The sequence below is a fragment of the Paenibacillus sp. FSL H8-0261 genome (assembly GCF_045040645.1).
Classification (GTDB): domain Bacteria; phylum Bacillota; class Bacilli; order Paenibacillales; family Paenibacillaceae; genus Paenibacillus_AQ.
Map to the genome: position 1 here is coordinate 5,712,725 of NZ_CP150297.1, position 13,773 is coordinate 5,726,497.

Here is a 13,773-nt window from a genome sequence, read left to right on the forward strand (position 1 = left end):
TCCTATGATGTGATGCGGAATCCGACGGATTGCTGCTGCAGCTTCCAGAGACGGTCGTACAATCCGCCTCGGAGTAGTAAAGCTTCATGCCGTCCCTGCTCCACCAGTCGGCCATCTTCCAGTACAATAATGTTGTCTGCACCTCGTATGGTTTTCAGCCGATGCGCGATAACAATAACGGTTCTGCCCGTAATCAGCGCATCAATTCCCTTCTGGATTTCGGCTTCATTCTGCGGGTCAAGCGATGCAGTAGCCTCATCCAGCAATACAATCGGAGCGTTCTTGAGAATCGCACGAGCAATGGAGATCCGCTGCTTCTCCCCTCCGGAAAGCGTACTGCCACCCTCACCTACCGGCGTGTCATAACCTAGCGGTAATTTCATTATGAAATCATGGCAACGGGCCATTTCTGCTGCTTGTTGAATATCCTGCTGCGACGCGCCCGGCCGCCCAAAGGCAATATTGTTTCCAATGGTATCTTGGAACAGGTACACATCCTGAAACACAACCGACACAGATCCTAGCAAATGTTCTGGATCAATATCTTTAATATTCCGTCCGCCTAGCAGAACACTTCCTTCGTCAGGATCATAGAAACGTGAGATCAAACGCAGCACTGTACTCTTTCCGCTGCCGGAGGGACCCACGATTGCAGTTAATGAACCTTGCGGCATTTCTATGCTTAATTGTTTGAGAACAGGCTCACCTCCATAGCTGAAGGTAACATTGTCAAAGCGGATGGTACTGCTCTCTGGAAGCGGAGCTGTAGTCCCCGTCATTACCGGCTGGCGAAGCAGGTCTACGATGCGTTCACCCGCTTGTTCGTTGTACCGGAATTCAGCATAGTTGGCGAGCGCCGTCGTCAGTGGATCATAGATGCGTGTGCCGACAATAAGGAATACCGCCAGCTGCAAAATACCGAGCTCCCCGCCTAACAATAGATGCACACCTACGTATACCATTAAGGTCAGACCCGCACGAAGAAGAGCCATAGCCGTTAGAATGACCGGTCCGAACATCCCTTCAAGCTTCACACTTTCCTTCATCAAAGTTCGAAAAGAGCTATCCAGACGGACAAAGCGTTCTCCCGTCAGGTTGTAGGCTTTCATCACCCGAATACCATTCAAATACTCCTGTAGCCGATTCGCGGCGTTCAGTTTCGCTTTCATATGATTCGTCCCTAATCTGCGCCGCAGTCTGCCTGACAGGTACATAATTAGGAGGGCAACCGGCAGCGCCACGAACATGGAAAGCGCCATCCGCCAGTCGAGGAATAGTAGACCCGCAAGTGCGAATATCGGCAGTACAAAAGCCCCTGCAAGCTGTGGCAGCAGATGTGAAATCCCTGTCTCAACCAGCGTGAAATCGCCCATCATCATATTGGCCAGATCACCTGGATCCCGGCGCGTCAGGTAGCCTAGCGGAAGCTTACGCAGATGTTCTGCTAATTCCGCCCGTCCCTGTGCCGCAACATTGTAAGCCCCGCGGTATGCAGTGCGGTAAGCGGGGATCTCGCTCAGGAACATCAGTACCATGACAGCGGCTAGTCCCGCGCAAATCCACCAAAGCCGTTCTATCTGAAGCTCTGCACCCACCGTAATATAAGGAGCAAAAATCAACCGCACCGCCTCAATTACAAGCGCAAACGGAAGCACACTAACTATGTTAGCCAGTAAGGAAAAAAGTACAGGCTTCAGCAGCTGCTGCGGTTTGCCAGCAGTAATATTGTGCAATACCTTCATAGCTGTTCCCCTCCTTTTTCCAAATGCCAATCTCCAGCGTCACTGTAGGCATGCCACATTTGAGTGTAAAGTCCATCGAGATCAATCAAACTATCGTGATCTCCGCGCTCCACGATTTGCCCATCTCGCAGTACCAGAATTTGTGCGGCTTCACGAATAGAGGAGAGTCTGTGAGCAATAACAATAACCGTCTTCCCGCGCATAAGCTCCGTTAGTGCCAGCTGCATGTGATGCTCATTTTCCGGGTCGGCAAAAGCAGTCGCTTCGTCGAGCACAAGTACCGGTGCATTTTTGAGGATAGCCCGGGCTACCGCAATACGCTGCTCTTCACCACCGGAGAGATAGACGCCACCTTCACCAATTAACGTATCGTATCCCTGCGGAAGCCGAGAGATGAACTCGTCGCATTGCGCAGCTCTTGCTGCAGCCTGGACTTCATCCAGCGTGGCTCCAGGTTTGCCGACGGCAATATTCTCATACAAAGTGTCATAGAACAGGAAGGTCTCCTGAAATACAAAAGCAACTGTATTCATCAGTTCATGAATCGCCATATGACGGATATCCACTCCACCGATACGGATCGCACCCTCTTGCGGGTCCCAGAACCGCGGCACCAAGCTGGCCACCGTCGATTTACCTGATCCTGACGGTCCAACCAGCGCTGTAACCTTCCCTTGTACTGCCCGGAAAGAGACCTCGCTGAGCGCAGCCGCAGCCCCCTCATCTTCACTGTAAGAAAAGGTTACGTCCATAAATTCAACGTCGAAAGCTTGCGGTGATAGCGGCTTTGCTATTTCTGGTACAGGCTGCTGCGCTAAAAGACGATCCATCCGCTCTACGCCTTCGCCGATATCCCGGGTGCTCGAAGCCAGCATAAGCAGTTTATAGAGCGGAGATGATACGCCTGGTGCCATAATTAGAAAGAACAGCAGCACAAGCGCAAAGGACATGGAATTCGGCTGACCGCTTAGAATAAAGACACCCACCGGTAAAATAAAGGTAAACGAGGAGGCCAGTAATGTTTTGAACAGAACATAGCCTGACTGATAACGGTCCGTAAACTCCAGACAATAATCACGGTATCTGGTCATATCACTGTAGAACTTTCGGAAGGAATGCACCGTCTGCCCGAACACCTTCACCGCTGGCATCCCCCGCACATACTGCACCGCCGAAGCATTGATCTGCTCCAAAGAATCATGATACTGCTTCACACTGGTTTTTCCCTTACTGCTCATCATAAGTGCTGACTGCACAACCATTCCTATGAGGATCGGTAGAAGACAGGCAACAGCTAACGGCGGACTCAGCCAGAACATCGCCACAATCATCAGCACCGTAGACGCCAGCGCGCTGACCAAATCTGGGAGCTGATGCGCTACGAAATTTTCCACCTTGTCGACATTCTGTTCCAGCGTCTTCTTCACTGCGCCGGTCGAAGTTCCATTCAGGAAGCCGAGCGGCAGTCTGCCCAGATGCTCGGTCATTCGTACACGCAGATTATACTGAATACGAAAAGCTGCAATATGTGAGCACATAATACCGCAATACGAGGTCACCAGACCTCCGATCAATCCGCCGAGTGCAATCCATCCCCAGCGAATCATAGCATCACCATCAACCTGTCCAGGAGATGCGGCATGCCGCAGTAGCTCGGCCAATATGAAATAAACAGACAAAAATGGTACCAGCATTAGCACGGCGCTGACAGATGACAATACACCAGACAGGATCAGCAGGCCTCGCTTCTCTCCGGCAATCTCCAACAGTCTCGACATGCCAGTTTTGGTTTTACTCACAGCTGTTCCCCCACTCTTTATAATTACGCACAAAAAAAGTGCACTGAGAATGATTCTCTGTGCACTAGTGTATAGGAACGCTCTTCATGGTTGCTACCGTTTCCGGGATTATAATCAACCAAATCAGGAGCATCTGTTTTCGATGCGAGCTTACATCCTTGTTCCTAAAGAACGCTGTCTACCACTGATCAGATACTCTCCAGGACGCACACCGAATTTTTTACGAAAGGCTGCTGAGAAATGGCTGACATTCACGTATCCGACTCTGGATGCTGCTTCACTTACAGTCATATTTCCATGTTCTAGCAGCTGCTGTGCCCTTTGCATCCGTTGTTCGATCACATAGGCATGGACAGTATAACCGAACAATTCCTTAAAGCCCTTCTTCAATTTGAACTCATTGAGGCAAATAATGCGAGAGAGCCCTGCTAGCGTCGGTGGATGTAAATAATCACGTTGCAGAATTTCCTTGGCTAGTCGCAGGCTCTCCATATCATCTCTAGATAGCTTGACTGTGTGGGAAATCCGATCAGCTTCAAATAAAGATTCATTGAGATAGACAGCCATTAGCTCCAGCATTTTCCCCTCCAGATAGAGGTCCCGCATACCCTGACTATAGGAACAATCCGCAATTTGAGACAGAATGAGTCGGATAGATGGTGTGATAGCGTTTTTGCCAAAAAACAATCCAGCTCCTCCTCCGGCTTGGAGCCGTGTATCCTCGGTCAGTCCGCTGGTCATCCGCTCAAATTGTGCCGGACTCATATCTATGCTGAGGAATCTGTAGCCCGCTCCGCTAAGGTATATACAATTTTCACTTCTTACTCCGCCGTGAAGCAGCACACTTTCTCCTGTATCTATGGCAAAATAGTCCTGCTTCAGCGAGGTCCCCCATTCAATTCCATGTCCCATACAGAATATCAGCTCCGTACGAGGTGTTCTAAACTCGCCCTTCGCTTCGATATCCCGATTAAATTGGAGATCAAAATCCGTCATCTGAAGATAACGCTGAGTAAGCAGGCTCCGGCAGCTGCCCTCCCCTAACTCGACCGGTGGTTTTATCTCAAAGTGGCTTCCGTCCAACTGGTAAGTAATACTAAACCCTTCGCATCTAAGCGTCTTATGGGCATCAATCGTTTCCGCTTCATTCAGACCATCGCTACGCTTCATGCTCATCCCTACTTCCCCTTACTTTGGATTAATTATATATGTATTGAGAATGATTATCAATTGAATGTTCTTTTAGCAAATATGCATAAACAACAAAAAACCTTCCCCCCCTAAAGGTGAAGAAGGCTTAAACGCGTCACTTCTGAAGACATGGCCAGCTATATTTTCAGCTCCATAACCACCTGTGAACGGCCTTTAACGTTTAGTTTTTACATTACATTGGTGGTGGGGGGAAGGTGAGATGCATCCGATTGTTCACCAATTTAAATTGCTCATCCCTCCAATCGTTCAATTAGCAATGGAATCGCTACTTCAATCCAAAACTCCAGACAAACATGCCCACTGGACATACCGCCATGACTGTATTTCTAACAATAGATTTGTTTATCTAAATCACCTAAGCTACTTCCTGTTAATTCCTCAAATGCGTATTTGAATATCTCTGCAAACTCCTCACCTGTACATGGATAATTCACTTCCTGAAAGTACCTCTCTAGCTCATCCCAAAGATATGGATCCCCTCTTAATCCCCACCTTTTTGGTCGCTCATTAAAAATAACTGATACTGTCTTTAGCATCCCCAGCCTCCGCCGCTTTCGAATTGGTCAACTATAACTTAACTCTATGAAACAAGTTAGAATTTCCGATATATCGTACTCACTTAATCTGTGTAAACAGTACTACTGTATCATTTTTAACCGCCAATTGTTCCAAATCCAATTATAATGTTTCTGACTATAATTAGATGATTTCAGACTGGCCAATTACTTAAAACTATTTAAAAATTCGATTAATATAGGGAGAAGATATAAATGATATTTTTTTCAGAAAATTCAAAAATACCAGATAAATATGCAGACTTTTTGAATAAGATTGCAACTTTCTTTGGGGAAGAAGAGAATTTCAAAGGTATAGTAAACGACACTATGGAAATCTTAAGACTGTCGTTTAAGGATGATATTTCCGATGCAGAATTGTTAAAGCGCGCAAGTCTTAATGGTATCATTAATGATCCGGATGTCTTTATGGAAATGATAAGTGACAATCCTGATAAAACCAAAATAAAAACAGTTTATATGGAAGAACTTAATGCTTTGTATTACACGATAAATGACATTTTCAGAACACTATGAGCAAAGAAAGAAGACATTCACCCGTATTTCGGAGATGAATGTCTTCTAACCCAATCTGCTTTGCACTGTGTTCTGCCGATTATATTACATCCTCAGATTCCAAAGTCAGCCGGTATCCGTTCTTTCTCTCCCTGACAGCAAATCCCCAGGCTTCGGGTGCTTTCCAGGAGGTCTAAATACAAATCAAGCCTCTGATATCTTTGCTTTGCCCATAGAAAATAAAGCGAATGATGATGTATAGTTGTAATTGTATTAGACTTAATCCGTAATTTTCACATTTCCAAATACGGCCTTATTCCTTGGATCATCCCCCGGATTGCTGAGCGCTATGCCAATATACACCTTGCGATTCATCGGGATCTGAACAGTTCCAACCGTCTGCCAGTTATTCCCGTTCGTCGAAATAGCCCCTTTGAAGGTATTTCCACTTCTGGTCAGCTTTAGCCATCTTGGAGCTGAGGCAGCCGCAGTATGGTCGACCATATTGCCCGCGGTCTCTGCACGATACTGGAAGGTTGCCCCATTCTCGGGGGTAAGCATCATATCTGCGTGCTTCGAATTATGACCCAGCGACTCCCGAATCATAATGCCGGCCTTGGCCCAGCCGTCCAATCGGCTAGTGGACTGCACTTTAACAATAATCTCCGCATTGCCGCTCACGGATTGGTATATATAATTCAGTTGATCTCCATTTCCCCAAATATCCGTAGAGCTGCTGCTGAGTGTATATTGCTTATTGGATGAATTGTAGGTAACGTTCCCCGGCATGGAACCGATATTTCGTGCCTTCCATCCTGCTGGTAATTGAGCCGGATAGTCTTGTTCTACCGGAGGCGTCCAGCCTGGCGTCGGCCAGGTTTCACGTTCTTTGATATTGGCTAGCTCATCTTCTGGCCAGGCCCCGTAAGCAAAGAACGACAGACGCTTCACACCTGGATAATTCTCGCGGATTCCCTTGTAAATCTCCTGATATTGATCATCTGTCCAGTCATTATCCAGCGTCGCAACAATTCCCACGTCACTGCCGCTAATCCGGTCGCTCGTATCCTTCAGGATTCCGTAGGAAGTGCTGTATACCCAATCACTATTGAACTCCCAGTCATCAAAGTACGCCATTGGTGCAACAAAGTCGATATCATCCTTGAATTTCGCTACATTCTGCCCAACTTCAATGAATTCTGGCGGCAAAATATACACGCCGAGTTGCACATCCGGCTTCGAGGACTGGGTGATATCCTGACGAATATCGCCCACATACTGTCCGATTTGATCGGTCCTCCATTCATTCCACTGCTCACGCTGAGGCGAATCCGTATCGAAGTCAATGCTGAGCGGGGAATACCCGAACTGCGCCTGATACTTCGCAACCGTGTAATCACTGACGTCCATGTTGTAATTGTCAAAGCGGATCCAGTCTAGCACAACACCGTCAACAGCATAATTCTCGATCACTTCCTGAATGATGGAACGCTCATACTGCTGCACTTCATGGTGAATCGGATTGACGAAGTATTCGTTGCCGTTAGAACCTGTGAACGGAGTCTGAACCCCGTTAACCAGCGCTTGCATCTGCCATTCATCGTGAGCAAGGAAGGCTTGCTGATCATGGAACTGGGGAATCCAGGCATGAACCTTAATTCCTGCAGCATGGGCTGCTGTAATGACAGCCTGCAGGGCATCGAAATTCTCGTAGCCTTGCGCGATCGGAGCGATATCACTCTGATAAAATACACTTCCAGACGGAACCTCATCATCTTCATCCTGCTTCACGTTCATGCTGATGACATCGACACCGTAGCTTGTGGACAGCTGAATGAAATTATGGACATCCGCCGTGTTCTTAAACTGGTTTACGGTCCGTACAATAACTTCCGTTTCAAAAGGGGGATTACTCTCCTCATCGGCCTTAGCCGGCACGGAACCACCTACTATCGAAGAAACCAATACGAAGCTTAACATTGCTATGCATCTCGATCTCAGAGCAAATGCCATAATATCGCCTCCACAAGTATAAGATTTTATAAAAGTCTTATTTCGTCGCGTTGATTTTCTTGACATTCTCCTGCCATTTTTCGGTTCTGAACTCAAGCAGCTTATCCAGCCCCGCTTTTTGGGTGTTCTTTTTGGCTGTCTCCAGTGCCGACAATACCTCTTCATCCGACTTCGCCTGAACCATTTGTGCGTAAGCAAGGGTATAAATATCCCCGACATTCTGTGCGATGATGCCAATCTCCGTATCCGGAAGCGGATCGGTATTCACAAATTCCGTAATGTCCAGCGCGGTTTTCCAGGTCACCGTGGACTGCGCCACTGTCTCCCATGATTTCTGGTTGGCGGAAAGCAACGCCTCTAAGCTCATTTTCGCCGTATCAATAAAGGTCGTATTTCCCGCCCAGTTAAAGTCCTCGAATTTTCTCATCGTTTCGGTACGTTCGTTAGCAGGAGTCGTCTTGTATTTCTCATTCGGAATTGGTGCTCCGTCTGCGTCCTCCTCATCCCAGTACAAGCCTTTAGGACCGAAGAAAAGCACCTTCTGTCCCTCCGGACCCGTAATCCAGTCAAAGTAAGCGAAGATGGCCTCCGGATCCTTGGCCTTTTTCGTAATGACACTGACGTTCCAACCCAGCGTCTCGAAACCGCTTACAAACACTTGTGTTTTGTCTAGTCCGGCTTTATGAATCGGCCAAATAATTTCATAACCGCTGTCCGGATTGTTCGCAGTCAGTGCACGGTGTCCCTCGGCTCCATACGTAGTGATATTGGATTCGACCATGACCGCTACCCGGCTGGTATTGACCTTTTCTTTGACCGCATCCTGGGTTTGCTGCAGTGCATCCTGCGTAATCAGCCGTTCACGATACAGCTTATTGATATACAGCACCATCTCCTCGTAAGCGGGATCGTCCAAGATAGATGACAGCTTGTCGCCTTCCGGATGTCCCATGAGTGAAATGAACTTACTGGTGGAGTTCTCCTTAAAACCGCCATACATAATTTCCAGACCTGCCCCCTTCTCGCCAACCTCCAGAGGTACAACATCCGGATACTTTTCTTGCACCAAGCGTAAATATTGATACAAATCATCAAAGGTCTCCAGCGCCGGTCTGCCGAGCTCATTATAAATATCTTTATTCACCATCCATCCGCCGTTGCCGAATTGCCCGGATGTATACCAGTTGGGGATTTGATAGATTTTTCCGTCATCTGAACGGAGCAAATTCAGGGTGGATTCCTTCACATATTTCTTGAAGTTCGGATACTTGTCATAGTAATCATCCAGCGCAACAAGTTGCCCTGCCTGCACCAGCCGTTCCACTGAGGATCCCCGGTCAGTAAAAATGACATCCGGTAAATCACCACCGACGATCATCGTGTTGAGTTTTTCTCCGGCCGCACCTCCCGATTGAATCGGTTCAACAGTAACCTTACGGTTCTCCTGAATCCATTTTGTCGCCTCATTATCCCCCCATGGTGATGTCGTAAGCCAGTCGTAATTTCCATAAAAGCTGAAGGTGACGGGCTTAATCCCGCTGCCGTCATCCGTGGCGACCTCGGTATTCAGATTTTTCTCGCTTGTGTTTGGTGAAGTGTTAGAATTCCCCCCTCCGCTACAGGCAGCGAGAAGAAGCACCAGCGAAGTCAGCAGAAGCGATACCCATTTCATACGATTGCCCATTCTTTTCCCTTCTTTCTACATAATATGGAGACTGCTATTCTTTCAATGAACCGATCATTACGCCCTTAACAAAGTACTTTTGGAGAAAAGGGTACGTCAGGATAATCGGAATAGTAGCGATCATCATCGTAGCCATGGTCAGTGACTTCGTAGTAATCGTCCGATTTCGGTTCATATGATCCAGCGCGATGGCATTCGATGAACCAATTTGGGTCATAATGTTGGAGTTCATAACCTGCCGCAGCAGGGTCTGTATAGGAAGCAGTTCGTCTTTCGTAATATAGATCGCTCCCGTAAACCAGTCGTTCCAGTAACCGACCGCAGTAAATAAAGCAATCGTGGCCAGCACCGGGCCGGAGACGGGAATAACGATTCGGAAGAAAATGCCGTAGTTACTGCAACCGTCGATTTTGGCCGATTCCTCCAACCCCTCCGGCAAAGCGTTGAAGAAGGTGCGGATGACAATCATATTCCAGACGCTGATGATGCCGGGGATAATCAGAACCCAAAAGGTGTCCAGCATACCCAAAGAGCGAACTAGTAAATAACTAGGGATGAGCCCTCCACTGAAGAACATCGTAATCATGAAGAACACCATATATTGTTTTCGAAAAAGCAATGTTTTCTTGGACATTCCGTAAGCTAACAGGGCCGTGAAGAAGACGGACAATGCCGTGCCGCCGAGCGTTCTAAGAATGGTGATCAGAAAAGAATTCAGCAGGCGATGATCCTGAAACACAATATAATAATTTTCCAGGGTAAATGCTCTCGGCAACAAGGTTACACCGCCGAGCGCCGTATCGCTCCCTAGATTAAAGGAAATGACCAGCGCGTTCCAAAATGGGTACAGCATAAGTAGCGCCAGCAGCGTCAAAAGGATATAAATAGTCCGCTGCATGATTTTGTCGCCCAGGCTTAGTCTCATTGTTCACCTCTCCTAAAAGGTTTATGGAGCATTACTTACAGTCGATACATCCCAATAAAACTTGCATCGGAAGCATTCGCTATGAGTAGTAGTACCTACCAGAGACTAACATCTGCCCGGCGCGCGATTTTGTTGGCCATCACCAGCAGAATGACACTGATCACCGCTTTGAAAAGCCCTACCGCTGTCGCATAAGAGAATCTGGCATTTAATATCCCCACACGGTACACATAGGTGTCGATAACATCGGAGTAGGGTCGCAGGATTGGATTGGTTGCCAGCAGCAAAATGTCCTCGAAGCCCGCACTAAGCAGACTGCCGATGGCAAGAATCATAAAGATGATGATAATGGGGGTAATGCTGGGGAGTGTAATCAAGTGAATTTGCTTAAATCGGCTTGCTCCGTCTATGGAAGCGGCTTCATATAAAGTCGGATCAATGCCTGCAATCGCGGCCAGATAGACAATGCTCCCAAATCCGACCTCCTTCCACACATTTACACTTACTAGAATAGACCAGAAGTATTTGGGTAATGCCAGGAAGTTAACTGGCTCCCCTACCAGATTGAATCGCTCCAGCACATAGTTTACCGTTCCGTTGTCAACAGATAACAGCGAAAATACAAAACCGGATACAATAACCCAGGACAGGAAATACGGTAAATAGCTGACGGTCTGGATAACGCGTTTAAAGCCCATATTACCGATCTCATTCAGCATCAGTGCAAGAAGAATCGGTGCTGGAAAAGAGATAATCAATTTAAGCAAGCTAATCACAATGGTATTTCGCATCACATTCCAGAACTCCGGTGCCTCGAAGAACATTCTGAAATGCATAAATCCAACCCAGGGGCTCTTCATAATGCCGCCAAAAATATCGTATTGCTGGAACGCCATAACCACGCCATACATCGGAATGTAGCTAAAAATGAATACAAAGATAATTCCCGGCCAAACCATGGACTGTAAATCCAATTGACTGGTGAATTTCTTCCATCTACTTGGTTTCTCGGCCGTGTTCATCCGTTTTTCCTCCTCTGGACGATTCTAGTGAAACAACGGCAAAAACGCTTTGTTCTTCTCCAGCATTTCATCCAGCAGCTGTTCAGCTACGGTGACCGAAGGCACGAGCGGATGATGAACCATAGCCTGCAGAGCCATATCACGGTCTCCGTGCACAGCCGCCTCGATGGTGAGGCTCTCGTATTGCTTGACCGCGGCCAGCAGGCCTTTGACGGGCAGCGGAATTTTGCGCAGCGGAATCGGCAGCGGACCTTGTTTAGTTACCACACAGTTCACCTCAATGGAGGCATCGTCCGGCAAGAAGTCAATCATTCCGTTATTCCTTACATTCAACGTCTGGATATCGCGGGAATCATTATAAATGGAGCGCATCAGCAGCACTGCCGCCTCCGAGTAATAGGCTCCACCACGCTGCTCCAGCTGCTTTGGCTTCTCCTTTAGCTCTACGTTCCGGTACAGCTCAAACAGCTCTTCCTCCACCTTCTTCACTACCTCAGCGCGCGATCCGGTCGTTGCTGCTGCTTCCTTCTGTTCCGCAAGCATCGCGTCCGTCATGTAGTAATAGCTCAGGTAATAAGAAGGGATGGCTTTCAAAGCATTCAGAAACCGGTGGTCCCAGGAATCAAACGGCACATTACTCGCCTTGTAGTTCTGGGGGTAATCAATGAGCTCTTGTAGCTTGCTTTTACCGTCAATTACGATATCGGATACCCAGTGCAGGTGGTTGATGCCGACAAACTCCGCATAGATCTTCTCTATAGGAAGTCCGAAGAACTCAGAGAGCCACTTTTGAAAACCGATCGGCGAGTTGCACAGGCCTACGCTTTTTACCGATGAATATTTGTGAACAGCTTCAGTTACCATACCGGCCGGATTCGTAAAATTCAGCAACCAGGCATCCGGAGCTAACTCCTCGATGTCCTTGCAAATATCCAGAATAACCGGAATGGTCCGCAGGCCTTTCATCATCCCTCCGGGACCCGTCGTCTCCTGACCGATGACATCGTATTGAAGCGGAATTAATTCGTCCCATTTTCGCGCTTCCAGCATACCTACCCGGATTTGAGTACAGATAAAGTCTGCTCCGGCGATAGCCTCCCTGCGCTCAAGCGTCTGGGTCACGGTAATCGGCAGTCCGGACTCAGCAATCATACGCTTGCTTAATTCCGCAATCGTATGCAGCTTCTCCCTTCCCGCCTCAATATCCACCAGCCATACTTCGCGGACGGGAAGCTCTTTATGATGCATGATGATGCCTTCAATAAGCTCAGGCGTATACGATGAACCCGCTCCGATGACAACGAGCTTCAAAGTCTCCTTCATAATAATAGCCCCTCCTTACCCAGTGATAGACGATCAAGAACCTCCTGATTCACACGCACACCGCTGCTTTCCATTGCCAAAACGACCGCGCCTACAACCGGTTCCCTGGTTAGAATCCTTAAAGTGCCATTTGGAGCCGAATGCTTCACTCTCTGTTCAATGGCCCGCCGGATGATGCCTGAGCGATCCCCCTTGGTCAATAGGCTGCCTGCAAGTACGATGTCAAAGGAATCCTCCACCATAGCCAAATGGCGGATTGTCGATACCGCTGCCAAACCGAGCTCATCCCCTTGCTTGGTTAGCAGTCCGATGGCAACCTGGTCTCCTTCATCTGCCGCTTGAAACAGCAGCTCAGCAATCTGGGGAGGCAAGTCTCTGGAATGATCCAGGTAATCCTCCCTTAACTCCGAAACACTGGAATAGCCCAGCAAATGAATTAAGCGTTCGCTTAAGACAGTCTCTTTCTCTCTTCCATCATCCGCCCGAAGAACGCTACGGAATACCTCAATACTTAGATCATAGCCGCCGCCGTAATCACCGAACCGATAGCCAAATCCACCACATTGGTATGTAACGCCTCGCGGATTTTTACCGGCGCAGTTCACTCCCGAGCCGCAGATCAGCACGATCCCATAATTACTCTCTGTACCTGATCGCAAGGCAATCCAGGTATCGCAGGAAATCTCAGTTCGGGGAAGGCCAAGTCTGCTGATGATTGGTCGTAAAATTCGAAAATCGGATTCTCTGTCCGCTCCAGCCAGACCGAACCAGGAATACTCCATCTGATCCTTTGTCAGCCCCGACGCTATAATCGCTCCCGATACAGCCTGTTCCAAATTGTTCTCCGCCTGCTCACGATTGTTTTGATGATTCCCGTTCCCTCCCTTGCCTACACCAATGACCGTTCCCTGTTCATTTGCAATCATTGCATAAGTTTTGCTGCCCCCTGCATCGACTCCCAAAAAGTACTTCACAGTTCGTTT

General features: G+C 48.0%; 11 protein-coding genes. 1 reads left to right on the forward strand and 10 read right to left on the reverse strand.

What is annotated here, in order from left to right:
- Positions 1-2 precede the first annotated feature (2 nt).
- The 4 genes from MHI27_RS25440 to MHI27_RS25455 all read right to left on the reverse strand — a co-directional run bounded on the left by MHI27_RS25440 (position 3) and on the right by MHI27_RS25455 (position 5,289).
- Positions 3-1,742 carry an ABC transporter ATP-binding protein gene (locus tag MHI27_RS25440; protein ID WP_405174953.1) on the reverse strand — a complete coding sequence of 580 codons (1,740 nt, stop codon included), beginning with the start codon at positions 1,740-1,742 and terminating at the stop codon, positions 3-5.
- A complete protein-coding gene (locus tag MHI27_RS25445) occupies positions 1,739-3,520 on the reverse strand; it encodes an ABC transporter ATP-binding protein (protein ID WP_405176795.1) in 1,782 nt (593 codons plus the stop codon). Before MHI27_RS25445 ends, MHI27_RS25440 begins: the two co-directional genes overlap by 4 nt.
- Positions 3,521-3,691: 171 nt before the next feature.
- A complete protein-coding gene (locus MHI27_RS25450) occupies positions 3,692-4,717 on the reverse strand; it encodes a helix-turn-helix transcriptional regulator (RefSeq protein ID WP_405174954.1) in 1,026 nt (341 codons plus the stop codon).
- Positions 4,718-5,079: 362 nt separating this feature from the next.
- Positions 5,080-5,289 carry a hypothetical protein gene (locus MHI27_RS25455; RefSeq protein ID WP_405174955.1) on the reverse strand — a complete coding sequence of 70 codons (210 nt, stop codon included), beginning with the start codon at positions 5,287-5,289 and terminating at the stop codon, positions 5,080-5,082.
- A gap of 234 nt (positions 5,290-5,523) precedes the next feature.
- Here MHI27_RS25455 and MHI27_RS25460 point away from each other — a divergent pair, with 234 nt between their 5' ends.
- Positions 5,524-5,844 carry a hypothetical protein gene (locus tag MHI27_RS25460; RefSeq protein WP_042191436.1) on the forward strand — a complete coding sequence of 107 codons (321 nt, stop codon included), beginning with the start codon at positions 5,524-5,526 and terminating at the stop codon, positions 5,842-5,844.
- A 258-nt stretch (positions 5,845-6,102) separates the two neighbouring features.
- On the opposite strand, the gene MHI27_RS25465 is transcribed toward MHI27_RS25460, so the two are convergent.
- The 6 genes from MHI27_RS25465 to MHI27_RS25490 all read right to left on the reverse strand — a co-directional run bounded on the left by MHI27_RS25465 (position 6,103) and on the right by MHI27_RS25490 (position 13,764).
- The gene (locus MHI27_RS25465) at positions 6,103-7,836 is read right to left on the reverse strand and encodes a family 10 glycosylhydrolase (protein WP_405174956.1); all 1,734 of its coding nucleotides are present in this window, start codon (positions 7,834-7,836) and stop codon (positions 6,103-6,105) included.
- Between the two features lie 37 nt (positions 7,837-7,873).
- Positions 7,874-9,520, reverse strand: a complete 1,647-nt coding sequence (locus tag MHI27_RS25470; RefSeq protein WP_340972688.1) for an extracellular solute-binding protein — start codon at positions 9,518-9,520, stop codon at positions 7,874-7,876.
- 34 nt (positions 9,521-9,554) lie between these two features.
- Complete coding sequence (locus tag MHI27_RS25475) at positions 9,555-10,445, reverse strand: carbohydrate ABC transporter permease (protein ID WP_042191442.1); 891 nt, start codon at positions 10,443-10,445, stop codon at positions 9,555-9,557.
- Positions 10,446-10,540: 95 nt separating this feature from the next.
- A complete protein-coding gene (locus tag MHI27_RS25480) occupies positions 10,541-11,467 on the reverse strand; it encodes a sugar ABC transporter permease (RefSeq protein WP_042191444.1) in 927 nt (308 codons plus the stop codon).
- Between the two features lie 24 nt (positions 11,468-11,491).
- Positions 11,492-12,790, reverse strand: coding sequence for a 6-phospho-beta-glucosidase (locus tag MHI27_RS25485; RefSeq protein WP_405174957.1), 1,299 nt, complete (start codon positions 12,788-12,790; stop codon positions 11,492-11,494).
- Positions 12,787-13,764: an N-acetylglucosamine kinase gene (locus tag MHI27_RS25490; protein ID WP_405174958.1), complete on the reverse strand. Its 978-nt coding sequence runs from the start codon at positions 13,762-13,764 to the stop codon at positions 12,787-12,789. The genes MHI27_RS25485 and MHI27_RS25490 overlap by 4 nt, the downstream gene beginning before the upstream one ends.
- Positions 13,765-13,773 lie beyond the last annotated feature (9 nt).